This window comes from Agrobacterium sp. Ap1, from assembly GCF_017313375.1.
GTDB lineage: Bacteria > Pseudomonadota > Alphaproteobacteria > Rhizobiales > Rhizobiaceae > Neorhizobium > Neorhizobium cellulosilyticum.
The window spans coordinates 1-23,695 of the sequence record NZ_JAFLMY010000003.1 but is presented as its reverse complement, the minus strand read 5'-3'; the positions used below and the strand labels follow the sequence as shown (position 1 = coordinate 23,695).

At 60.3% G+C, this 23,695-nt stretch carries 24 protein-coding genes; 17 read left to right on the top strand and 7 right to left on the bottom strand.

The window, feature by feature from the left end; genetic code table 11:
- Positions 1–156: 156 nt before the first annotated feature.
- Both yghU and JZX87_RS06290 read left to right on the top strand, forming a co-directional pair.
- Positions 157–1,062 carry a glutathione-dependent disulfide-bond oxidoreductase gene (gene yghU, locus JZX87_RS06295; RefSeq protein WP_206824654.1) on the top strand — a complete coding sequence of 302 codons (906 nt, stop codon included), beginning with the start codon at positions 157–159 and terminating at the stop codon, positions 1,060–1,062.
- An 11-nt stretch (positions 1,063–1,073) separates the two neighbouring features.
- Positions 1,074–1,451, top strand: coding sequence for a hypothetical protein (locus JZX87_RS06290; RefSeq protein ID WP_206824652.1), 378 nt, complete (start codon positions 1,074–1,076; stop codon positions 1,449–1,451).
- Positions 1,452–1,491: 40 nt separating this feature from the next.
- Here the strand turns inward: JZX87_RS06290 and ubiV are convergent, their stop codons facing one another.
- Genes ubiV through ubiT form a run of 3 tightly spaced genes read right to left on the bottom strand, consistent with a single transcriptional unit; the run spans position 1,492 to position 3,928 of the window.
- Positions 1,492–2,430 (bottom strand): ubiquinone anaerobic biosynthesis protein UbiV, encoded by a 939-nt coding sequence (ubiV, locus tag JZX87_RS06285; protein ID WP_148148582.1) that lies wholly within the window; start codon positions 2,428–2,430, stop codon positions 1,492–1,494.
- A gap of 5 nt (positions 2,431–2,435) precedes the next feature.
- Positions 2,436–3,413: a ubiquinone anaerobic biosynthesis protein UbiU gene (gene ubiU / locus JZX87_RS06280; protein ID WP_206824651.1), complete on the bottom strand. Its 978-nt coding sequence runs from the start codon at positions 3,411–3,413 to the stop codon at positions 2,436–2,438.
- Entirely contained in the window at positions 3,404–3,928 is a 525-nt protein-coding gene (gene ubiT, locus JZX87_RS06275; protein WP_206824650.1) for a ubiquinone anaerobic biosynthesis accessory factor UbiT, read from the bottom strand. Before ubiT ends, ubiU begins: the two co-directional genes overlap by 10 nt.
- Before the next feature lie 110 nt (positions 3,929–4,038).
- Here ubiT and JZX87_RS06270 point away from each other — a divergent pair, with 110 nt between their 5' ends.
- The 8 genes from JZX87_RS06270 to scpA all read left to right on the top strand — a co-directional run bounded on the left by JZX87_RS06270 (position 4,039) and on the right by scpA (position 11,700).
- Entirely contained in the window at positions 4,039–5,580 is a 1,542-nt protein-coding gene (locus JZX87_RS06270) for a UbiD family decarboxylase (protein ID WP_206824644.1), read from the top strand.
- A complete protein-coding gene (locus JZX87_RS06265) occupies positions 5,577–6,149 on the top strand; it encodes a UbiX family flavin prenyltransferase (RefSeq protein ID WP_353654167.1) in 573 nt (190 codons plus the stop codon). The genes JZX87_RS06270 and JZX87_RS06265 overlap by 4 nt, the downstream gene beginning before the upstream one ends.
- Positions 6,142–7,254, top strand: a complete 1,113-nt coding sequence (locus tag JZX87_RS06260; protein WP_206824640.1) for an NnrS family protein — start codon at positions 6,142–6,144, stop codon at positions 7,252–7,254. The genes JZX87_RS06265 and JZX87_RS06260 overlap by 8 nt, the downstream gene beginning before the upstream one ends.
- Positions 7,255–7,311: 57 nt before the next feature.
- Positions 7,312–7,548 carry a DUF4160 domain-containing protein gene (locus JZX87_RS06255; RefSeq protein ID WP_206824638.1) on the top strand — a complete coding sequence of 79 codons (237 nt, stop codon included), beginning with the start codon at positions 7,312–7,314 and terminating at the stop codon, positions 7,546–7,548.
- Positions 7,529–7,813 carry a DUF2442 domain-containing protein gene (locus JZX87_RS06250; protein ID WP_206824636.1) on the top strand — a complete coding sequence of 95 codons (285 nt, stop codon included), beginning with the start codon at positions 7,529–7,531 and terminating at the stop codon, positions 7,811–7,813. The genes JZX87_RS06255 and JZX87_RS06250 overlap by 20 nt, the downstream gene beginning before the upstream one ends.
- A gap of 3 nt (positions 7,814–7,816) precedes the next feature.
- Positions 7,817–8,251 carry a hypothetical protein gene (locus JZX87_RS06245; RefSeq protein ID WP_286194208.1) on the top strand — a complete coding sequence of 145 codons (435 nt, stop codon included), beginning with the start codon at positions 7,817–7,819 and terminating at the stop codon, positions 8,249–8,251.
- Between the two features lie 69 nt (positions 8,252–8,320).
- A complete protein-coding gene (locus tag JZX87_RS06240; RefSeq protein ID WP_206824634.1) occupies positions 8,321–9,007 on the top strand; it encodes a DUF2161 domain-containing phosphodiesterase in 687 nt (228 codons plus the stop codon).
- A 527-nt stretch (positions 9,008–9,534) separates the two neighbouring features.
- Positions 9,535–11,700, top strand: a complete 2,166-nt coding sequence (gene scpA / locus JZX87_RS06235) for a methylmalonyl-CoA mutase (protein ID WP_353654166.1) — start codon at positions 9,535–9,537, stop codon at positions 11,698–11,700.
- Between the two features lie 3 nt (positions 11,701–11,703).
- On the opposite strand, the gene JZX87_RS06230 is transcribed toward scpA, so the two are convergent.
- Both JZX87_RS06230 and JZX87_RS06225 read right to left on the bottom strand, forming a co-directional pair.
- Positions 11,704–12,699 (bottom strand): LacI family DNA-binding transcriptional regulator, encoded by a 996-nt coding sequence (locus JZX87_RS06230; protein ID WP_206824625.1) that lies wholly within the window; start codon positions 12,697–12,699, stop codon positions 11,704–11,706.
- A gap of 115 nt (positions 12,700–12,814) precedes the next feature.
- Positions 12,815–13,531 carry a GntR family transcriptional regulator gene (locus JZX87_RS06225; protein ID WP_206824623.1) on the bottom strand — a complete coding sequence of 239 codons (717 nt, stop codon included), beginning with the start codon at positions 13,529–13,531 and terminating at the stop codon, positions 12,815–12,817.
- A 238-nt stretch (positions 13,532–13,769) separates the two neighbouring features.
- Between JZX87_RS06225 and JZX87_RS06220 the strand changes: the two genes are divergently transcribed.
- The 7 genes from JZX87_RS06220 to JZX87_RS06190 all read left to right on the top strand — a co-directional run bounded on the left by JZX87_RS06220 (position 13,770) and on the right by JZX87_RS06190 (position 20,702).
- Positions 13,770–14,861: an ABC transporter ATP-binding protein gene (locus tag JZX87_RS06220; RefSeq protein WP_206824621.1), complete on the top strand. Its 1,092-nt coding sequence runs from the start codon at positions 13,770–13,772 to the stop codon at positions 14,859–14,861.
- Between the two features lie 35 nt (positions 14,862–14,896).
- A complete protein-coding gene (locus JZX87_RS06215) occupies positions 14,897–16,186 on the top strand; it encodes an ABC transporter substrate-binding protein (RefSeq protein WP_206824619.1) in 1,290 nt (429 codons plus the stop codon).
- Positions 16,187–16,393: 207 nt separating this feature from the next.
- Complete coding sequence (locus tag JZX87_RS06210) at positions 16,394–17,305, top strand: ABC transporter permease (protein WP_148148593.1); 912 nt, start codon at positions 16,394–16,396, stop codon at positions 17,303–17,305.
- Between the two features lie 2 nt (positions 17,306–17,307).
- Positions 17,308–18,126 carry an ABC transporter permease gene (locus JZX87_RS06205; RefSeq protein WP_206824617.1) on the top strand — a complete coding sequence of 273 codons (819 nt, stop codon included), beginning with the start codon at positions 17,308–17,310 and terminating at the stop codon, positions 18,124–18,126.
- Positions 18,127–18,136: 10 nt separating this feature from the next.
- Positions 18,137–18,883, top strand: a complete 747-nt coding sequence (locus JZX87_RS06200) for an aspartate/glutamate racemase family protein (protein ID WP_206825101.1) — start codon at positions 18,137–18,139, stop codon at positions 18,881–18,883.
- Positions 18,880–19,713: a GNAT family N-acetyltransferase gene (locus JZX87_RS06195; protein ID WP_206824616.1), complete on the top strand. Its 834-nt coding sequence runs from the start codon at positions 18,880–18,882 to the stop codon at positions 19,711–19,713. Before JZX87_RS06200 ends, JZX87_RS06195 begins: the two co-directional genes overlap by 4 nt.
- A gap of 218 nt (positions 19,714–19,931) precedes the next feature.
- Positions 19,932–20,702 (top strand): siderophore-interacting protein, encoded by a 771-nt coding sequence (locus JZX87_RS06190; protein ID WP_206824614.1) that lies wholly within the window; start codon positions 19,932–19,934, stop codon positions 20,700–20,702.
- A gap of 49 nt (positions 20,703–20,751) precedes the next feature.
- Here the strand turns inward: JZX87_RS06190 and JZX87_RS06185 are convergent, their stop codons facing one another.
- Entirely contained in the window at positions 20,752–21,411 is a 660-nt protein-coding gene (locus JZX87_RS06185; RefSeq protein ID WP_206824612.1) for a peroxiredoxin, read from the bottom strand.
- A gap of 225 nt (positions 21,412–21,636) precedes the next feature.
- Positions 21,637–23,493, bottom strand: a complete 1,857-nt coding sequence (gene recQ / locus JZX87_RS06180) for a DNA helicase RecQ (RefSeq protein WP_206824610.1) — start codon at positions 23,491–23,493, stop codon at positions 21,637–21,639.
- Positions 23,494–23,695 lie beyond the last annotated feature (202 nt).

Genomic DNA, 23,695 nt, shown 5'->3' with positions numbered 1-23,695 from the left:
AACTTTTGCTCATTTCCCTTGTGCCGCATGAAAAAATGCGCCTCGCCTGACAGCTATCATCTTTATAGAAGTCGGCGGTAGCAGGTGGCCAGCCAGTTCCTATATTGGACCCGGCGCAAGCCGCTTTTATGGCGCGATGAGCAAGGACAGATTTCGATGACCGATAAATCCCCCGCCGACAATTTCCCCGCAGGCTACGAACCTTCAAAGGTCTGGACCTGGGAAAAGGGTAATGGCGGCCAGTTTGCCAATATCAACCGGCCGATCGCCGGCCCGACCCAGACCAAGGAACTGCCGGTCGGAAAACACCCGCTGCAGCTTTATTCGCTCGGCACGCCGAACGGCGTCAAGGTGACGATCCTGCTCGAAGAGCTTCTGGCGGCAGGCCATCCCGGCGCCGAATACGATGCCTGGCTGATCAGGATCGGTGAGGGCGACCAGTTCGGTTCGGGCTTCGTCGATATCAATCCGAACTCGAAGATCCCGGCATTGATGGACCATGCGCCCAGGGATGGTGGCAAACCCATCCGCCTGTTCGAATCGGCTTCGATCATGACCTATCTGGCGGAAAAATTCGGCGCCTTCCTGCCGACCGATGTTCGCACGCGGGCCGAAACGCTGAACTGGCTGTTCTGGCAGATGGGCTCGGCGCCCTTCGTCGGCGGCGGGTTCGGCCATTTTTATGCCTATGCACCGATCAAGATCAAATATGCGATCGACCGCTACGCGATGGAAACAAAGCGCCAGCTCGACGTGCTCGACCGGCATCTTGCCGAAAACCAGTTCATGGCAGGCAAGGAATACACGATTGCCGACATGGCGATCTGGCCGTGGTACGGCAATCTGGCGCTCGGCCAGGCCTATGGCGATGCCGGTGACTTTCTCGACGTTCAGAGTTATACGCACCTGCAGCGCTGGACGGCGGAAGTTTTCGCCCGGCCGGCGGTAAAGCGTGGGCGCATGGTCAACCGCATGTCGGGTGATCCCTCCGAACAGCTGCACGAGCGTCACGACGCTGCCGATTTCGACACCAAGACGGCCGATAAGGTCGCAAAAACGTAAAGGACCGAGACATGGCAAACCTGCCCGAAATGACCAAACATCGCGGTTTTCCGGGCGGCCTGCCAGGGACTGGAACCCAGTTCACCATCCGTCGCGCCAATCCCAAGGGGGTCACGCCGCTGAAGGCGATCCCCCGCAAGGCGCGGCCGGGCACCAAGGAACACCGCGTCGATGCGGCCTTCCTGCATGCACTCTGGTTCTATTTCGGCGACCAGCCCTTCGAGCGCGGCAATCTCGATGCCGCACGGCTCTGCCTTCTTTTCGGCCGTGAAGTGATGCCGGCCGACAAGGATTTCGATCCGCTGTCCTACGAATCGCTGCTCGTCATCAACGAAAGAGTGGCCCGCCAGAATTTTCCGGAAAGCTTCGACGAGATTTTTGAAGTCTGAGGCAGCCCTTCACGGGGCTGCCCCCAACTCACTTCTGTAATCAAGCCGGCCATGCGGCCTGCAGGCTGCGGGTGCGCGCCACCCAGACCGCGCCTTCCTTGGCGTGGTGAAAACCGTTGGCGAGCGGGGCTGCGGCGTAGAGCTGCCGAAGTTTTGCAACACCTGCATCTGCATCCACCGCTCCGTCCAGAACCGCACGATGCAGTTTTGCCACCGCCACCATGTCGCAATCCTGCGGCGACAGGCGGAACGAGCGCACCCCGGCTTCGACTAGATGATCCAGTTCGCCCAGAAGCGACTGGCAGGCATGCGACACGGTCTGCACGCCGTTCAGCGCCAGGAAGGACTGTCGGTCGAGCGTGCGCACCGGCAGCCCATCCGGGTCCTCACCGCAGACGAACTGGCAATTGTCCTTGATCTTGCCCTTGGAGCGGGCATGGGCGCAGCGTGCGGAAATGGCAAGCGGCATGCGGCCGAAGGCAAAGACCTCGAAATCGATATCCGGCAATTCGGCAGTGATTTCCTTCACCGAAGAGAAAGGCAGTTCCGGCGGCAGACAGATGCGTGTTGCGCCGCGGCTCGCGAGCAATCTCGCGGTCGGCGCGTTATAGACATTGACCAGCGGCCCGATCGTGTGCGGCTTGTCCTTCAGGATCGCCAGCGCCGAGAGATCGTTGGCTTCCATCAGATGCTCGCTGACTTCGGCCATTTCGCGGATCTGCTTGCTCTCACGGTTGAGCGTCACCAGCGCAAGGGTCGATAGAATCACCGTCTTTCCGGCGCTTTCCAGACGCTCCACCACTTCGGCCAGATGCGGCTCGATGAAATGCTGGCGTTTCGAGCAAACGGTTTCGCCGATCACCACCCGGTCCACTGGCGCCTCGTCAGCAATACGGAAATGAAAGTCCCGCCACTTTTCCGCATTCCAGAGATAATAGACCGGCCCGAGCGTCAGGCTGGTTTTCTTCATATCGGTCATGACGCTTATCTCCAGCGTTTCTCGTAGGCGCCGGACGTCGTTTTCTGTCCTTCGCTCATGGTCCGCAGACGCGCGAGAAGCGGCGCCCGGCGATCCGGCGGACTGTTCAGCGCCGCCTTCATGGTCGACACGACTTCGGCCACATAGGCCTTGCCGCGTTGCCGGCCTTCGATCTTCAAGGCCTTCACGCCGGCCGCCTTCAGCGCCTCCAGTTCACCCATCACGTCGAGCGAGACCGGGTCTTCGAAGGCGTAACCGTTGCTGTCGGCAATATCGAACCGGCCCTTGCAAAGCGTCGGATAACCGGCCGCCTCGCCTGCCGGAAAGCGGTTGATGGTGAAGTCGCCGAGTTCGGACACCAGCTCGCCGCCATCCTTGCGGTAGCGCACATGGCTTGCCGGCGAACAGACGCCGTTCATGTTCGGCGATTTGCCCGTCGCATAGGAAGACAGCGAGCAGCGGCCTTCCGCCATGACGCAGAGCCCGCCGAAAACGAAAACTTCCATCTCGCATCGGATATTCTTGCCGATCCTTGCGATGTCGGCGATCGTCAAGGTGCGCGGCAGCACGACGCGCTGGGCGTTGAAGGCATCAACGAGGAAATTGATTGCGTCGGGATTGGAGGCTGAGGCCTGGACGGAGACATGCAGACGCTGCTCAGGGTATTTTTCCGCCACATGCGCCATCAGGCCGAAATCGGCCAGGATCAGCGCATCGGCGCCGAGCGCCACGGCGTCTGCCGCGCCCTTGTACCAGATCTCCTCTGCGCCCGCACGCATGAAGGTGTTGAGCGCCACGAAGGTCTGCGTGCCTTTGCGCTTCGCATAGGCGATCGCTTCCCGCAGCTCCTCGCGGGAGAAATTCAGGCCGGGAAAATTACGGGCATTGGTTTCATCACGGAAACCGCAATAGACGGCATCGGCACCGGCATCGACGGCCTCGTGAAAGGCTGCCGGCGTGCCTGCGGGGCAGATCAGTTCCATGCTGCGGCTTCTCCTGCGGGCCTGTTTTGATCCTTCAGCGCACGGTCACGAATCTCTCCGATCACCCGCCTTGCAAGGGGTGCGAGCGGACCGGCAAGCTTTGCCAGATCCTTCTGAAGATCGATATTGCTGGCATCGAGCGCGTTGCGCATGGCCAGCATCGCCTCCATGTCGCCGGTCACCGAAAGATCGCGGGAGAAAAACAGCGCGTCGGCATCGCAGCGCCCTTCCATCAGCGCCAGAAGAAGGAAAAGTGGCGCTTCCGTTATTGCATCCGCCTCAATTTCCACCGGCTGGCGCAGCACCGATATTTCTTCCCTGCCCGGCACGACGACGAAGGCCAGCGGAAGATCGGTCGGCAAAAAGGCGAATCGCTTTTCCCGATGCTCGTCCAGCCGCTCGAAAAGCCCCGGATGCGCCTTAGCGATGCGGCCGAACATCAGCCTGCAGATCCGCTCGATCAGCGGGATCGGGATCATATGGAGTGGCGCGGAAAGAATAGGCGGTATCAGCATGGGCGGACGACATTTTTCGTTTCAGGGTTCCATGGAAGGTAAATCCCTCGTCCGCAAAACCACTTGAGCTATGACAAGGACGTTTGCAAAATCTCTCGGCACAGAAAGGCATGACCCAGCAAACCGCCTCTGCCCGCGCCTTGACCCCAGCCCTTCGGCGCCACGACGACCTGCAGCATTTTGCCCGGGAACTCGAAAGTCGCGGCCTTTTGAAGCGTATTTCCCGGCCGGTCAGCCTGGTGCACGAGGTAACCGAAATCCATCGCCGCGTGCTTGCCGACGGCGGCCCGGCCCTGTGGTTCGAAAGACCGGTCGATGCGGATGGCAAAGAGGTTCAGATCCCGCTTCTCGCCAATCTGTTCGGCACCCGCGAGCGGATCGAACTCGGTTTCGGGCTGGAGCCAGGCAGGATCGGCGATCTGGCCAAACTTCTGGGAGATCTGCGCGAACCCAAACCGCCCGCATCGCTGAAGGATGCGGTCGGCAAGCTGCCGATGCTGCGCTCAGCCCTGTCGCTCGGCGTGCGCCGCCAGACCAGCTGGGCGCGTAGCCAGGAACAGCTTCTGATCGGCGACGAGATCGATCTCGACAAGCTGCCGATCCAGTGGTGCTGGCCGGGCGAACCCGCGCCGCTTGTCACCTGGCCGCTCGTCGTCACCCGCGGCTTCGAGGATGAGAACGATGTCAATCTCGGCGTCTACCGGATGCAGAAGCTCGGCCGCGACCGGCTGATCATGCGCTGGCTTGCGCATCGCGGCGGCGCCGGTCATCACCGGCAATGGCAGAAGGCGGGGCAGGACATGCCGGTTGCGATTGCCATCGGCGCCGACCCGCAGACCATTCTTTCCGCCGTCATGCCCTTGCCTGAAGGGATGAGCGAACTTTCCTTCGCCGGTGTGCTGCGCCGTCGCCGCAGCCGTGTCGTCAAGGCGAAAACCCAGCCGCTTTACGTTCCAGCCAATGCGGAAATCATCATCGAAGGCACGGTCTCGGCATCCGAGATGGCCGATGAGGGGCCCTACGGCGACCATACCGGCTATTACAATGCCGTCGATCGTTTCCCGGTCATGCAGGTGACCGCGATCACCATGCGCAAGAAGCCCGTCTATCTGTCCACCTATACCGGCCGGCCGCCGGACGAACCGTCGGTTATGGGCGAGGCGATGAACGAGCTTTTCATCCCGCTGGTGAAAAAGCAGTTCCCGGAAATCGTCGATCTGTGGCTACCACCGGAAGCCTGTTCCTACCGCGCCATCGTCGTGTCGATCGACAAGCGTTACCCCGGCCAGGCGCGGCGGATCATGCTTGGCCTCTGGTCGATGCTGCCGCAGTTCAGCTATACCAAACTGATCATCGCGGTCGATCCCGACGTCAATGTGCGCAGCTGGCCGGACGTCATCTGGGCGCTGTCCACCCGGTTCGACGCCTCGCGCGACATGGTGGTGCTCGACAATACGCCGATCGACTATCTCGACTTCGCCTCGCCGAAACACGGCCTCGGCGGCAAGCTCGGCCTCGATGCAACCGACAAGATCGGCGCGGAGACCGACCGCGAATGGGGTCGGGTTCTCACCATGACACCCGAGGTCAGGGACCGCGTTTCAGCCATGTGGAGCGAACTCGGCCTCGGTTCTGCCGGAGAAACCGCGTGAAGCGCGTTGTGCTCGGCGTCGCCGGAGCCTCAGGAGCGGCTATCGCGATGCGGATCGGCGAGCTGCTTGCAAACCTACCAGATGTGGAGCTGCATCTCGTCGTCTCCGACGCAGGAAAACGAACGATCGCCCATGAACTCGGCCCGGATGCGCTCGGCAATCTCGCCAAACTCGCAAGACACAATTACTCGGCTAACGATATCGGAGCCACGATCGCCAGCGGCTCGTTCAAGACGGCTGGCATGATCGTCGCACCCTGCTCCATGCGGTCGCTTGCAGCAATCGCCACCGGCCTTTCAGACAATCTCCTCACCCGCGCCGCCGACGTGCACCTCAAGGAACGGCGAAAGCTGATCCTGCTCGCCCGCGAAACACCGCTGCATCTCGGCCATCTTCGCAACATGGTCGCGGTCACCGAGATGGGAGCGACCATCATGCCTCCCGTCCCCGCCTTCTACCGGCGCCCGGAAACCATCGCCGACATCGTCACTCACATCGCCGCCCGCGCCATCGACCAGCTTGATCTTGGACAGTCGCCACTTGCCGTCGAATGGGACGGCAATGCCTGAGGGAAACGCGCAGCCACAAGCGCCTTTCGACTATTTCCGCATCGCCTTTTTCTTGGCCGCACTCACCGCCATCCGGGCGATCGCCTTCCCCTCGGAGATCTGGCAGGGCGATTATTCCCGGCACGCCAACGAACTGATCTTCGGCTTCATGCTAGTGCAGCTGTTCGGCTTCATGCTGAAGGCGCTGCCGCGCTGGGTCGGCCGGCCGATCCTCGCGCCGTCGCTCATTCGGCTGTTTCTTTTCGCCCAGGCAATAGCATTCCTGCTCGGTATCCACGATCTTACCCTCGGCGCGCAGTTGCGGTCGCTCATCGGCCTTGCGGCTGTCATTGCCCTTTCCGTCACCGCGATCCGGGCACGGGCAATCACGGCCTTTCCGCTGCTGGCGCTTGCCGGCGCCCATGCAGGCACCGGCATCATTGCAGCCTTCGATCTCTGGCCGGGCGCCACCATGCTCGGCTTCTGCCTGATCCTTGCGATCTGTTTCGAGGTCGGCAATCGCATCTTTCCGATGGTGATCGATTCCGGCCGCACACGCGACGGCCGGCCATCGCGACGACTTCCGGCCAGATGGATTTCGCTGACCCAGCGGATCAGCAGCCTGCTGACACTGCTCCTCTGGGCCTTCGACCTACCCTATGCGCTTGCCGCAGCACTCGCCGGCATCAGTGGCATAATCTGGCTCGCTCAAATTGCGCCTTGGCATGCCTTCCAATATGGCGGCGTGCGCTTCATGACCTTCGCCATGGCCGCAAAACGCGTCGGCTTTCTGCTTCTTGCGATCCAGGCTTGGCCGGGAAGCACGATGCCGCTTGCCGTGCCACAGCATGTTCTGGCGATCGCCGGGCTAGCCTCGCTTGCCGTCGCCATCGCCACGTCGATGGTCAGAAAGCGCAACGGCCAATCCTTCCAACGCTCATTCCTCGGCACGGCAACCTATCTCTGCCTTGCCAGCGCGCTTGCGCTGCGCGTCGCTTACGCGCTCTATCCCGAGCATGGGCCTGGCCTGCTTCACGGCGCGCAGGGTTTCTGGCTTGCCGGGTTTGCCGGTTACGCGGTGCTTGTTCTACGAAGGGCTGCATCAAGACCCAATTGCACGCTTTAACCTTCCGGTTGATAGTGCGGGAAAGGTTACAAGCATCCTTCAGGGTCGGGACGATAAATGCCGACATTGCTGTTATGGAAAGGCCATCGCTTTCTCTTCTATTCCAAGGAAATTGGAGAGCCGCCGCATGTTCACGTGCTCAAGGATGCCAAACAGCTGAAGGTCTGGCTGCGGGAATGCATGGTCGCGCGGAATGTAGGCTTCGCACCGCATGAGGTGAATGCTATCCTGAAAGTCGTTGCCGACCACAGAGACGAGTTCGAGGAGGCCTGGCATGGCCATTTTGGAGATTGATGACCGGCACCTGCAGGTCTCCGGCGTCGAAGTGAACCGCGATACCCTTGTCTTCACCATGGCGGATGGTCGCCGGATCGAGGCTCCGCTCTGGTGGTATCCTCGTCTTGAGGCGTCGTCATCTACACAGCGCCAACAATGGAAAATCCTGCCTTTCGGCGATGCGGTGGGCTGGGAAGAGATCGACGAATATATCAGCGCCAAGGCTCTAATCATCGGCGGCGCTGCGCCGGGTGCCGTTCCACCCGCAGAAGCCGCGGAGTAATCGATGGCCTCGATCCTCCAAATGGCAAAACTGCCCGAGCCTTTCGACTGGCTGAAACCGCGCTGGCTCAAGCGGTGGACAAACCGTCAAAAAGCGCGAAATGCCATCCTTCACAATTCCCGCAAGCCCAAGCTGACGCCGGAAGAAGCACGCCGCGATCATCGGGAGATGCTGCGGTTTCTCGGGCTCAATGCGCTTCTCGGCATTTCCATCGGCATCAGCGTCGGCATTGCCCTGATCGCGCTCGATATCGGCGGCCTGAGGGGGCTTATCATGCGGGCAACAAACCCGATCCTGCCGCTTTTCCTCGTGCTGGTGCCCTTTGCCTGCCTGTTCGGCGGGGCGGCTGCGGCCTCTGCCATTCTCACGCTTCCCTATGAAAGCAAGTTTCAGGAAGACGAGGAGGACAAGTCCGAGGACGAACCTTCGTCCCGATGAAGCGGCACAAAGGGTGGGTTTGTAGATGCAAATCAGCTATCGGTCACTGATCACCGATATCAGGCTGGCATGGAAACCTCGCTCTATCTCCCCGTCAAACGGTTCCTCGAAACTTGCGGCTATTCGGTCAAGGGAGAGATCGGCGGCTGCGATGTCATGGGCTTAAGCGAAGGCGACCCGACCGTAATGGTCGTCTGCGAGCTGAAATTCAGCTTCAATCTCGAACTGATCCTGCAGGCGGTCGACCGCGCGAGTTCGGCCGACGAAGTGTGGATCGCCGCCCGTGTCTCGGCAAAGGGCCGCGGCCGGGAGGCCGACAAACGTTACCGCGATCTCTGCCGCCGGCTCGGCATCGGCATGCTCGGCGTGTCGGACAAGGGAGAGGTCAGCATCCTCGTCAGCTCCGTCTCGCCGATGCCACGCACCAATCCGAAACGGCGCACCAAGCTGATCAGGGAACACCGCAAACGACAGGGCGACCCGGCGCTTGGCGGCTCGACGAAAATCCCGATCATGACCGCCTATCGCCAGCAGGCGCTGGCGTGCGCCTGCGCACTTGTAGACGGCCCACTCCGGCCGCGCGATCTCAAAGCTATCACGCCCAAGGCTGGCGCGATGCTGCGCGACAATTATTACGGTTGGTTTGAGAAGATCGACAAAGGCGTCTATGGCCTGAGCGGGGATGGTGCAAAGGCGGTGGAGACCCTGGTGCCTGCAAAAGTTGAAGCAGAATCCTCTGCGGAGTCGGCGCTCTAAGAAAAAAACCTCTAAAATCATTTCCTCAATCGTCCCCGCCCTCTCATCCCATGCCTACAATCCCTCCGTTCCGTCACGGATACACCGGCAGTCGTGCCGGCGAGGCGGGATCGGTTCTGGTGATGGAGGGAGGACGTAAATCTCCACCACCGGGGTCCGCGGAAAATGGTCTCCCTCCGACGACACGGGGGAGGCGGTGAGGTTTCGGACCGACCTTTCCGCTTCTGTTGCCCGAACGGCGCGTCGGATGTGCCTGTGCGGCACACATGGTGGCCTGAAGGATGGTTTCGCCGGGCTTTTAAAGTCCGCCCGTGAAAGCGGGAAACCGGGCGGTAAAGGATCATCCGGCAAGGCCACGGCAGAGGGACCGGAGTCGCGGATAAAAACTGCCGAACGGGACGCTGAGAGGTGTCACCTATAAACTTAAACTAAGAGGCAGCTTTCAGCGCCCCGTCCAAGTTCTATATTGATCACCACGGCGTTTCTAAAACGCGCGTGAACGAAACCGCATGTTCAGGAGGAAACCGGTGTCGGATAACAGCTCGAAGCCACATCAGCAGGCCAATAGAGACGATTGGGAAACGCTTGCCGAAAAGGAACTGAAGGCATCGCCCGAGACGCTGACCTGGCATACGGCGGAAGGGATCGACATCAAGCCGCTTTACACGGCGGAGGATCTTCAAGGCATCGATCACCTTGATACGATGCCGGGTATCAAACCCTTCGTGCGCGGACCGCGCGCCACCATGTATGCCGGAAGACCCTGGACGATTCGCCAATATGCCGGCTTTTCCACCGCCGAAGCCTCCAACGCATTCTACCGTCGCAATCTCGCCGCCGGTCAGAAGGGGCTTTCCGTCGCCTTCGACCTTGCCACCCATCGCGGTTACGATTCGGATCATCCGCGCGTCGAGGGCGATGTCGGCAAGGCGGGCGTGGCGATCGACAGTGTCGAGGACATGAAAATCCTGTTCGACGGCATTCCGCTGAAAGACATGTCGGTGTCGATGACAATGAACGGCGCGGTCATCCCGATCCTGGCCTCTTTCATCGTCGCCGGCGAAGAACAGGGCTGTTCGAAAGCCGAGCTTTCCGGGACCATCCAGAACGACATCCTCAAGGAGTTCATGGTCCGCAACACCTATATCTACCCGCCCGAACCCTCGATGCGGATCGTTGCCGACATCATCGAATATACCGCCAAGGAAATGCCGCGCTTCAATTCCATCTCGATCTCCGGCTATCACATGCAGGAGGCCGGTGCGACGCTTGTACAGGAACTGGCCTTCACGCTGGCCGATGGTCGCGAATATGTGCGGGCGGCACTCGCCAAGGGGCTGAATGTTGATGATTTCGCCGGACGCCTGTCCTTCTTCTTCGCCATCGGCATGAATTTCTTCATGGAAGCGGCAAAGCTCAGGGCCGCGCGCCTGCTCTGGTCGCGGATCATGGAAGAGTTCGAGCCAAAAAAGGCATCCTCGCTGATGCTTCGAACCCATTGTCAGACATCCGGCGTCTCGCTGCAGGAACAGGATCCCTACAACAACGTCATCCGCACGGCCTATGAGGCGCTGTCGGCGGTTCTCGGCGGTACGCAATCGCTGCATACCAATGCGCTGGACGAGGCGATGGCGCTGCCAACCGATTTTTCCGCCCGCATTGCCCGCAACACTCAGCTGATCCTGCAGCATGAAACGGGCGTGACCAAGGTCGTCGATCCGCTGGCCGGGTCCTATTACGTCGAAAGCCTGACCAACGAGCTGGCGGAAAAAGCCTGGGAGCTGATCGAGGAGGTCGAGAAACTCGGCGGCATGACCAAGGCGGTTGCCGATGGCCTGCCCAAACGCCTGATCGAGGAAGCAGCGACGCTGCGCCAGGCGAAGGTCGACCGCGGGCAAGAGATCATCGTCGGCGTCAACAAGTTCCGGCTGGAGAACGAAGACGATATCGACATTCTGGCGATCGACAATTCGGCCGTGCGCAAGTCGCAGATCGATCGGCTGGAAAAGGTGCGCCGCCAGCGCGATCCGAAACGCATCGAAGAGACATTGGCCGCCCTTTCCGAAGTGGCCAAATCCGGCACCGGCAATCTGCTGGAAGCCGCGGTCGAAGCAGCGCGCGCGCGCGCCACGGTCGGCGAAATATCCGATGCCATGCGAAAATCCTTCGGTGACCACGCCGCCGTTCCAGAAGTGGTCGCCGACATCTACGGCCCGGCCTATAGCGACGATCCGGAATACAAGACGATCGTGAGCCGGCTATCCGATTACGGGAAATCGACCGGCAAGCCGAAGATCCTCGTCGCCAAGCTCGGCCAGGATGGGCACGACCGCGGTGCCAAGGTGATTGCTTCGGCCTTCGGCGATATCGGCTTCGAAGTGCTGGCCGGCCCGCTGTTCCAGACGCCGGAAGAAGCGGCCGATCTGGCGGTGAAGGAAAAGGTTCAGGTCGTCGGCATGTCGTCTCTTGCCGCCGGTCACCGGACGCTTGCGCCGCAATTGGTTGAGGCCCTGAAGCAGAAGGGCGCCGAGAACATCATCGTGGTGGTCGGCGGGGTCATTCCGCGGCAGGATTACGAGTACCTGCTGGAAAACGGCGTCGCGGCCGTGTTCGGCCCCGGCACCAATGTTCTCGACGCGGCGAACTCGATAATCGACCTGCTCGAAGGCAAAAGGAGAAACGCGGTCGCCTGATGCTCAGGCTTTAGAAAAGCTCTTGCGCAATACCAGTTGCGGGATGACTCGTTCGCAGGCGCGCGGCTCGTCCGGGTTCTGCTGGCGTCTGTCGAGCAGCATCACGGCGCGCTGAGCGATCGCGGCAGGGTCCTGCCGGAATGTGGTCAGGCTGTAGCTCAGCCAGGCCGCTTCCGGCACATCATCGAAGCCGATCAGCGCGACGTCATCCGGTATCGAAAGGCCGAAATCCTGGCGGATCACGTCCATCGCACCGAAGGCCAGAAGATCGTTGGCGCAAAAGATCGCGTCGGGCCGCTCGCCCTCGGCAAACAGGGTGCGAGCCGCAACAAGGCCGCCGTCATAATCGGAATCGCGGCCATGGGCGATCCGCACGTCAAACCCGGCAGCGTGGGCTGCGGCGACAAATGCGTTTTCGCGCTCGGCAATGCTCGGCGTGGCGGAGCGGGAGCCGATGACCGCCAGCCGGCGACGGCCGGCAGCGATGAAGACTTCCGCCGCTTCCCGCGAAGCCTCTGCATTGCCGGCGAGAACGCGGTCGGCATCGGGCTCGGAGCGGCCGATGACGACCAGCGGCTGGCCGTTGCGCTGGGCGAGCTCGAAAAAGCTGGCGGGTGGCGAACCGGAAAGGATGACGGTTGCCTCGGCACGATGGCCGATCAGCATTTTCTGGGCTGCCAGCAATTCCTCCTCGGTCTCGCCGGTATTGATGAGGACGGGAATGGAGCCGCGGCGAATGAGCGCCTTGGTCAGCGCCGCCGTCAGATGAGCACGAAAACCGATTTCCGGCTTGGTCGCCACCACGCCAACCAGTCGGCTCTGGTTGGCGAGTACGCCGCGGGCAAGATCGTTGACGTGATAACCGAGTTCCTCGGCGGCTTTCAGCACCTTTTCGCGGGTAGCTGGTGCGACACTGGCACCTTCGGTAAAGGTTCGCGATACGGCGGAACGGGACACCCCCGCGAGCTGTGCTACCTGCTCCGCGCTGACAAAGCGCATTCTTTTATCGTCTTTCATGCAACATCATGCCCATTTTCTGCACAGCCGTGCAGCCCACGTGAGATGTCTTAGAGAGCGAGATTTACAGTGGGATGACAGTCACCGACGAAAAAGCCTAGCCGGTCGCCAAGGCATCTTTCAGGGCCACGCCCTGCTTGGGCTGCAGGTCGAGATCAGCTTCGATGTGATCGATATGGTGCAGCATCAGGTCGGCGGCGCGTCTGGCGTCACCGCGTTCAATCAGGTCAAGAATGGCGAAATGTTCGCTATGGCCGCAGCTCGATACGCCGGAGCGGCCGTAAAGCGCGATGACCAGCGAGGAGCGCGCAACAAGCTCGTCCATGAAGCGCTGCAGGATGGCATTGCCGGCAACGGAGGCCAGCATGAGGTGAAAATCGCCGGATGCCTTGATTTCCGCCCGTCGTGCTGCCGGGCCGCGCTCGTTCATATAGCGCTCTTCCTCGACCAGCTGCTCGCGAAAACGGGCAATGTCCTTCGGCGTGATGCGTTCGGCGGCGGCTGCAACGATACCCGGCTCGATCAGCCTGCGGGATGCGAAGATCTGCCGCGCCTCTTCCGGGGTGGGATTGGAGACGAAGGCGCCGCGGTTACGCTCTGTCTTCACCAGGCCTTCGAAGGTCAGCATCTGCAGGGCTGCGCGCGCCACCGTGCGGCTGACATCGAAAAGTGCGCCGACTTCCGCCTCGGACAGTTTCGTCCCCGGTGCAAGCCGTCGGTCTATAATGGCGTTGCGCAGCGACTCGCGGATCGCCATCGAGCGGTCTTCGGTCAAAGGGTAGGGAGAAACAGAGGTCTTTTCGAGCAAGGTCATGGGTTTTCGTCCGGCATGCCCTGTTCTAGCGCGTCATGGGCCGTTCTGCCTAGTAGGATGTTTCTCAATCCCGCAATCAGATTGCATACAATTTGGACAGTCGATCGAAAACGATCGGCGCAATTTTGCGCAACCGCAAATGCTACAAACTGGCCCGAGCCAAAATATCGTTGATCTTCAACGGAGAATTGAACTGGCACGGCTCCTGCATCACCAAGATAATCGCAGGAGAATGCCTATGAGCAAAGCCGCTGAAATAGACATCGTATCCGTCTCCAAGATCTATGGTGCCACTACGGCCGTCCATGAGATCAGCCTGAAGATCCCGGCCGGCACTTATTGCTGCCTGCTCGGTCCTTCCGGCTGCGGCAAGACCTCGACGCTTCGGATGATCGCCGGGCACGAGAGCATCTCGACGGGCGATATCCGTCTCGGCAACGCGGTCGTCACCGACCTGCCGCCGGCCAAGCGCGGCACGGCGATGATGTTCCAGTCCTATGCGCTGTTTCCGCATCTCGACCTCGTCGACAATGTTGCCTTCTCCTTGAAGATGAAGGGCGTCGAAAAGGACGAACGCCGCGCCAAGGCGATGGACATGCTGCGGCTGATGCAGCTCGAAGCCTATGCCACACGCCGACCGGCGCAGCTTTCCGGCGGCCAGCAGCAGCGCGTGGCACTAGCCCGCGCTCTGATCACCGATCCGGAAGCGCTGCTGCTCGACGAGCCGCTTTCGGCGCTCGACCCGTTTTTGAAAATCCGCATGCGGGCTGAACTGAAAAAGCTGCAGACCTCGCTCGGCATCACTTTCGTGCATGTGACCCACAGCCAGGAAGAGGCGATGGCGCTGGCCGATATCATCGTCATCATGAATGATGGGCGCATCGAGCAGGCCGCCCATCCGCGCACCGTGTTCGAGCGGCCGGCCACCGCCTTCGTCGCAAAGTTCATGGGCGACCATAACGTAATTTCCGGCCGGGTGACGAAAAGCGAAGGCGACGAGCTGATGATCTCGGTGCCGGCCGGCGGTGATTTTCTGGCGATCGGCGCCGGTGCTGCCGGGCTTGCCGACACGGCCGATATCGCGGTTCGCACCGACCATGTGCGCGTTGCGCCGGCAATCGAAAAGGGTCTCGGTTTCACCGGTTCGGTTTCAAACGTCGAATATCGCGGCTCGTCGGTGAAGCTCACCGTCAATGGCTCAGGGGTCGAGGATTTTACCGCGATCCTCAGCGACAAGGACTATTTCGCCAATCCCGTGAAGGTTGGCGACGCCATTCCGCTTTCCTGGGGGCGCGAGGACGCGCTCGTGCTGGGGCGGCTGAAGCACTGAAAACACAACAATAAAACCTCAAGAGGAGAACTGACATGACCGAGACGACGAAAACGGCCAAGGGCATATCCCGCCGTTCGCTTTTGAAAACGGCATCGGCCGCGGCCGGTCTTGCCGCCGGTTCAGGCGCGATCACCGGCTTCCCGACCATCTGGGCGCAGAACCCGATCACGCTTCGCCAGTTCGGCACCGGCGTGTCAAACCTCAATGCGATCGCCGAGAAGTGCAAGGCCGATCTCGGCATCACGCTCGAAATGACGGCAACGGATTCGGATGCCGCCGCCCAGCGTGCCGTCACCCAGCCGAAATCCTACGACATCGCCGATATCGAATATTGGATCCTGAAGAAAGTTTATGCGGCCGGCGTGATCCAGCCGATGGATACGAAGAAGCTGAAATATTACGACAAGGTCGTCCCGCTGTTCAAGAACGGCAAGCTGAAGCCGGACAGCGTGATCGCACAGGGTACCGCGCCGCACACGGTCGGTTTCGTCGAAAAGCCGGGCGACAAGACCTTTGCCAAGGAAGAAACCCAGTATTTCACCATGATGCCGACGATCTACAATGCCGATACGCTCGGCATTCGTCCGGATCTGGTCGGTCGCGATATCACCACCTGGGCCGATATCATGGACCCAAAGTTCAAGGGCAAAACTTCGATCCTCAACATCCCGTCGATCGGCATCATGGATGCTGCGATGATCATGGAAGCGCTCGGCAACGTCAAATACGCCGACAAGGGTAACATGACCAAGGAAGAGATCGACAAGACGATCGACTTCCTGATCAAGGCCAAGCAGGACGGCCAGTTCCGCGCCTTCTGGAAGTCATTCGACGAGTCGGTCAACCTTATGGCTTCGGGCGAAGTGATCATCCAATCCATGTGGTCGCCGGCCGTTGCCGCCGTGCGTTCCAAGGGTATCGCCTGCAAATACCAGCCGCTCAAGGAAGGCTATCGCTCGTGGGGTGGCGGTCTCGGCCTTGCTGCGCACCTGACCGGCGCACAGCTCGATGCAGCCTATGAATATATCAACTGGTACACATCCGGCTGGGTCGGCGCCTATCTTAACCGCCAGGGCTATTATTCCGCCTGCATGGAAACCGCCAAGGAACACATGTCGGCCGACGAATGGGGCTACTGGATCGAAGGCAAGGCCGCGGCCGGCGATATCGTCGCGCCGGACGGCAAGGTCATGGAAAAGGCCGGCGCCGTGCGCGACGGCGGCTCTTTCGAGGAACGCATGGGCCATGTCGCCTGCTGGAACTCCGTCATGGACGAAGACCGCTACATGGTTCGTCGCTGGAACGAGTTCATCGCGGCTTAAAAGTCTGTGGCAGCGCCAAAAATCTGCCCCTCACCCTAGCCCTCTCCCCGTAAACGGGGAGAGGGGACGTGCCTCGCTCGACGCTGGCGAAGAATGGGAGACATCACGGCTTGCCTTCTTCTCCCCGCTTGCGGGGAGAAGGTGCCGGCAGACGGATGAGGGGCACTTGCTCCGACAAAACTGGCAGTTCCCGAGGGAGAATATGCAATGGCGACGATCACATCGACGGATACCGAAAATGCCGGGCGGGTTCGCAGACAGGGCTTTCGGCTGTCGCTTGCCGTCGTCTCCTATCTGCAAGCAATCCCGCTGACGTTGATCCTCGGCTTCTTTCTCCTGTTGCCGATCCTGATGATCGCAGTCGTCAGCTTCTGGGACTACGACTTCGCCCAGATGTATCCCGACTTCCTGACGATGAACTATGCCGAAACGCTCGGTTCATGGGTTACCTGGAAGACCTATCTCAATACGCTTAAATATGCCGTTCTGGTCTGGGCGATCACCCTGTTCATCGGTTTCTGGGTCGCCTATTTCCTCGCCTTTCACATCCGCACGACATCGATGCAGATGGTGCTGTTCCTGATCTGCACCGTGCCGTTCCTGACATCGAACATCATCCGGATGATCTCGTGGATCCCGGTTCTCGGGCGAAACGGGCTGATCAACTCGGCGCTGGTGGGGTCCGGGGTAATTTCGGAGCCCGTGGAATGGCTGCTCTATTCCGATTTCGCGGTCGTGCTCGCCATGGTGCATCTCTACACGCTGTTCATGGTTACGCCGATCTTCAACACGCTGATGCGTATCGACAAATCGCTGGTCGAAGCGGCGCGCGATGCCGGCGCCTCCTCCTGGCAGATTCTCTCGAACGTCATCATACCGCTGGCCAAGCCCGGCATGGCGATCGGCACGATCTTTGTCGTGACGCTGGTCATGGCCGATTTTTCCACCGTGCAGGTGATGTCCGGCGGGCAGAGCGCGTCCGTGGCGCTGATGATGAAAAACCAGATGTCGCTGCTGCAATACCCCGCCGCCGCCGCCAATGCCGTGGTGCTGCTGGTACTCGTGCTGATGATGGTCGCCGGCATCCTGCGGATCGTCGATATCCGGAAGGAGCTTTAAAGATGTACCGCGAAAAACGCTCCCGGGAATTCTACCTTCTCGCCATCTTCTTTGCCGTCTTCGTGCTGTTTCTCTACGGCCCGCTGTCGGCGATCCTGATCCTGTCCTTCCAAGGGCCGAATGGCGGCCTGACCTTCCCGCTCAACGGGGTGTCGCTGCGCTGGTTCGCCAACCTGTTCGAGACCCAGGCGGTGGGCGATTTCGGCGGCTCGTTCCGCCGTTCGGCAATGCTCGGCATCATGGTGATGCTAGTTACCGTCGTCGTATCGCTTCTGGCCGGGCTTGCCTTCCGCCGAAAATTCATCGGCGCAACCGCGCTGTTCTATCTGGCGGTCGCAAGCCTCGTCGTGCCCTCTATCATCGTGTCGCTCGGCATCGGTGTGCTGTTCAGCCAGCTCGGCCTGCAACCGGCCTGGTATTCATCGGCCTTCGGCGCGCATCTGACCTGGACGCTGCCTTTCGGCGTGCTGATCATGTTCGCGGTGTTCAACCGCTTCTCGCCAGCTTACGAGGAAGCGGCGCGGGACCTTGGAGCATCCTCCTGGCAGACATTCTCGAATGTCGTATTGCCGATGATCGCGCCGAGCCTGATCGGCGTCGGCCTGTTCGGCTTCACGCTTTCCTATGACGAATTTGCCCGCACATTGATGACATCAGGCTCGTTCAACACGTTGCCGCTGGAAATCTACGGCATGACGACCAATGTGACGACGCCGGTGCTTTATGCGCTCGGCACGGTCACCACGGTCTTTTCCTTCCTGGTGATTGCCGGCACGCTCGGCCTGATCGTCCATCTCAACCGCCGCAGACAGCGGAGCTGACATGCAGCCCATGCGCATTCTCATCGTCAATCCGAACACGACCAAAAGCATGACCGCAACGATCGCCGATAGCGGCCGCCGCGTTGCGGGGCGCGAGACGGAAATCGTCGCCGTGACCTCATCGATGGGACCGGTTTCGATCGAAGGTTATTATGACGAGGTTTTCGCCATTCCCGGCCTGCTCAAGGAGATCGCCATCGGCGAAAGGGAAGGCATAGATGCCGTCGTCATCGCCTGTTTCGACGATACCGGGCTTGATGCGGCACGCGCGCTTGCCGATGTACCGGTGATCGGCATTTGCGAGGCGGCGGTCTCGGCCACCGCCTTCATAGCCCAGAAGTTCACCGTGGTGACGACGATGGAACGCTCACGGCTGCCGCTCGAACATCTCGTGCATCGCTACGGCATGTCGTCGCGTTGCAAGGTGCGCGCCGCCGACATTCCCGTGCTTTCGCTGGAAGATCCGAACTCCAACGCCCGCGACCGGTTGCGCAGCGAAATTGCGCTTGCTTTGAAGGAAGATCGGGCGGAAGCGATCGTGCTCGGTTGCGCCGGCATGGCGGACCTTACGGCCGAATTGAGGGCCGAATTCGGCGTGCCGGTGGTGGATGGCGTTGCCGCCGCAGTGAAACAGGCGGAATCACTTGTGACATTGGGCCTGTCGACCGCCAAGCGCGGTGCCTATGCGACACCGATTTCAAAACCCTATCGCGGCATGCTGGAAGTTTTCGAACCGACCCGGCTGACGGGCTTATGAGTGAGGTCGTGATCCGTCCGCTCGATCTCAAGGAGATCGAGACACTGATCGACTGGGCGAAGGCCGAGGCATGGAACCCCGGGCTTGCCGATGCGGCACCATTTCAGGCCGCCGATGCGCAAGGCTTTATCGGCTGTTTCGTCGATGGCGAGATGACTGCGGGCATTTCCGCGGTTCGTTATGGTTCGACATTCGGTTTTATCGGTCTTTATATCGCCCATCCGGATTTTCGCGGGCGCGGTTACGGACGGCTGGTGTGGGATGCAGGCATGGCGCATCTGACAAGCCGCACGATCGGGCTGGATGGCGTGCCCGAGCAGCAGGCCAATTATCGATCCATGGGGTTCGTGCCCGATTACGAGACCTTTCGCTGGAGCGGGACACTCGAAGGCCAGCCTCATCCGCAAATCAGCCCGTTCGAAGAAGCTCATCTCCCCGTACTGATCGAATTCGACCGGCGGTATTTTGCGGAAAGCCGCCCGGAATTCCTAAAGACGTGGCTGAAGGTTCCGAGACAGACGAAGGTGTTCGTTCGCAACGGCATCATCGCCGGTTATGCCGTCACGCGCCAATGCCATGAGGGTTACAAGATCGGGCCGATCCTTGCTGTGGATTTCGGCGTGGCGAGGGATTTGCTGTTTGCCTGCGCGATGGAGGCGAAAGGCAATGTTCTGCATATCGACGTGCCCGCCACCCAGATCGAATTTTCCAGCCTTCTCGATGGAGAAGGGTTCGTGCGTGGCTTCCGGACAACCCGGATGTATCGCGGAACGCCGCCTGCGTTCGACACCGCCGGTGTGTTCGGGGTGACGACGCTGGAGCTTGGCTGACGCTTGCACGAGATAACTTGATAATTGTATGAAAGTTTCTTTCCTGAGCCCACTTGCCTGTCCAGCGCGGCCACGATAGGTCACATTGATATTGTCGATCTCAGGCTCGGCACGTAAGCGTTCACGTCAATCAACGCGCAGGATCGATTGGAGGACCAACGGTCTGCGCGGTCATGTCCGGCAGGCCTTCAGTTCTCCTCCCGACAACAGGACAATTGATGGACACCTCAGCGACGACCCCTTCCCCGATCTATCCCGTTATCGAGCGCGTTCGCCACGAACTCAAGCGGCGTGAGCTTAAAGTCGATACGGTCGATCGCATCACGCCGCATATGCTGCGCATCACCCTCAGCGGAGAATCCCTGTCTGATTTCACCAGTCTCGGTGCCGATGACCATGTGAAAGTGGTGGTGCCGGGCGCCAATGGCGAGATGGAAATGCGGGATTACACGCCGCGCTCCCATGACAATGAAACCGGCAGGCTGGTACTGGATTTCGCCGTACATGAGGCAGGACCGGCAACCAGATGGGCGATGGAGGCAAAACCCGGATCGACCGTGACAATTGCCGGGCCGCGCGGCTCTGCCGTCATTACCGGCGTCAGGAAATGGGTGTTGGTCGGCGACGAGACCGCTCTGCCGGCAATCGGCCGCCTGATCGAAGAGGCCAAGGCAGGTGACGTGATCACGGCTATCGGCGCGGTGACGGATGAGAGCGAGGAGCAGCAGTTTTCGGGTGCCGCAGATCTCACGACACGCTGGGTGCATCGCCCGGCTTCATCGGTCACCGATCCCCTGCCGATCATAACCGCACTCGATACAATAGAGCTGACGGCCGATACATTCGTCTGGGTGGCAGCGGAAGCATCCGTCGCCCGCGCAATCAAGACCTATCTCACGACAAGCCGCAACCACCCGCTTCCGTGGCTGAAGGCAGCCGGCTATTGGACCCGCGGTGCCGCCGATACCAGCATCAAGACGATCGATTGAAGCAAGAAAGGGGAGCCACAGCTCCCCTTCCTTTTCGTAACTCGGCCGATCAGGCTGTCGGCTGCTTGGTCTTGCGCAGATAGGGCAGGACGGTATCGAAGGAGCCGAAACGCTGGATGGCATCTTCATTGGATACAGCAGCGGTGATGATGACATCCTCGCCCTGTTTCCAGTTCGCCGGCGTGGCGACCTGGTGTTTGGCAGTCAGCTGGATACTGTCGATCGCACGCAATATTTCATCGAAGTTGCGGCCCGTTGTCATCGGGTAAGTCAGCACCAGCTTGATCTTCTTGTCCGGACCGATGACGAAGACCGAGCGGACGGTTGCGTTGTCGGCAGGCGTGCGGCCTTCCGAACTGTCGCCGGCACCCGCGGGAAGCATGTCGTAAAGCTTGGCGACCTTCAGATCCTTGTCGCCGATCAGCGGGTAATCGACATCGAAACCGGTGGCGGTGCGAATGTCGCCCTTCCACTTCTCGTGGCTTTCGACCGGATCGACCGAGATGCCGATGATCTTGACGCCGCGCTTGGCAAATTCGCCGGCAAGGCCGGCCATCGTGCCGAGTTCCGTGGTGCAGACGGGGGTGAAATTCTTGGGGTGCGAAAACAGGACCGCGTAATTGTCGCCGATCCATTCATGGAAGGAGATCGGGCCTTTGGACGTGTCGGCCTGAAAATCGGGGGCGATATCGTTGATGCGTAGGCTCATCTTTACTCTCCATTTTGTGGGTGGATTGAACCGTAAAGCCGAATGAAAGAGGAGCTTGAACATGCTCCATAAACTGCCGGCTATGAAAATAAACAGGCGTGGATCGGGTAAAAGCGGCAGGATAATTCCCGGCAAGCCCCGTCAGGTCAACTCCCCTTTTCAAGGGGGTGCTAAACTTTCGCCCGACAATTGCCGCAATGGCTTTCGGAAAAACGATTGCGGGTATCATTGGTGGGCCTGGATGATATCCAGAAACGCTTCGCCATAACGTTCCAGTTTCGTCTGCCCGACACCAGAGACCTCAAGCATTGCCTCCAGGCTCATGGGCTTGCGCGAGGCAAAGCCGACAAGGGTGGTGTCGGCAAATACGACATAGGGCGGGATGGACAACTCCTTGGCAATCTCCGTCCGCTTCCTGCGCAAGGCCTCGAACAGGATGGCATCCGCCTCGTCCAGGTCGGCGCGAGCGCCTTTCGCGCTTGTTGAAAGATTTCTGTCCGCCTTGCGGCCGGTCGGGCGATCCTTGCGGAAACGGACTTCCCGCTCGTGCCGGAACACGGCCCGCGCCTCCGGTTCCAGCTTCAGCGCACCGAAGGCATCGTGGTCGACCCTTATCAGGCCTGCGGCGAGAAGCTGGCGATAGACTGATTGCCAGGTCCTCAAGGGAAAGTCCTTGCCCGCGCCGAAAACCGGCATTTCGGTGTGGCCGAAACGCTGGGTCTTTTCATTGTCATTGCCGATGAGGACATCAATGAGATGGCCTGTGCCAAAACGCTCGCCGGTCCGGTAAATGGCTGCCAACGCCTTGATCGCCGCTTCCGTCCCGTCCCAGGTGTCCACCGGTTTCAGGCAGGTATCGCAATTGCCGCAACCACCCGCATGCGGCTCGCCGAAATGCGCAAGGATCGCCTGCCGGCGGCAGCCTGCGGTTTCGCAAATGCCGAGAAGCGCGTTCAGCTTGGCGCGTTCGACACGCTTGACCTCATCGGCAGAATTGCCGCTATCGATCATCCGCCCGCGCTGGATGACATCGGCCATGCCATAGGCCATCCAGACTTCCGAGGGCAGGTCATCACGGCCGGCGCGACCGGTTTCCTGGTAATAGGCCTCGACCGAGCCCGGAAGATCGAGATGCGCGACATAACGCACATTCGGCTTGTCGATGCCCATGCCGAAGGCGACGGTGGCGACGAGGCAGAGCTCTTCCTCTTTGAGAAACGCATCCTGATGCCTATCGCGGATATCGCGCTCGAGGCCGGCATGATAGGGCAGTGCGTAGATACCCTGATCATTCAACCAATCGGCCGTCTCTTCCACCTTGGCGCGAGACAGGCAATAAACGATGCCGCTCGAACCCTTGTGGCGTGACAGGAACTGCAAAAGCTGCTGACGCGGCTGGTTTCTCTCGACGATCTCATAGGAAATATTCGGCCGATCGAAGGATGAGGTGAAGACGCGTGCATCGCCGAGGCCCAAGCGTTCGATGATGTCGTCGCGCGTATGCGGATCGGCGGTCGCCGTCAGCGCCATGCGGGGCACGCCGGGATATAGCGTGGCAAGCGTACCGAGTTCACGATATTCGGGACGAAAATCATGGCCCCATTGGGAGACGCAGTGGGCCTCGTCGATGGCGAACAGAGAAACTTTGGCATTACCGATCAGGTCGCGAAACCCTTGAGTGACGATCCGTTCCGGCGTGACATAAAGAAGATCGAGCGTGCCGCTGGCCAGATCGCGGCGAACCTCACCGAATTCTTCGCGCGACAAGGACGAGTTGACGGCGGCAGCCCGTATGCCGACCTGCCTCAATGCCTCCACTTGGTCGCGCATCAGGGCGATCAGTGGCGAAACGACAATACCGACGCCGTCCCGACAAAGGGCGGGTACCTGGAAACACAGCGATTTGCCCGCACCGGTCGGAAACAGCACGACGGCGTCGCCTCCACCAACCACCTGATCGATCACGTGTGCCTGCTGCCCACGAAAGGCCGGATAACCATAGATCCTTCGCAGCACTTCCAGCGGATTTTTGGGCCCATGGCCGCCTGTAGGCATGACGGATCCGCTTTGCATGTCCTGCATGTTTCCCTCGCTTTCATGGCTTGGGTACTATGGCACGGACTGCGATACAACGGCGAGCTTTGGGTCAGCGAGATGTTTTGGATGCGGCCACCATTGGCATGATGTATTTTTGGCTTTTGGATAATTTTGGTTGCGGGGGCAGGATTTGAACCTGCGGCCTTCAGGTTATGAGCCTGACGAGCTACCGGGCTGCTCCACCCCG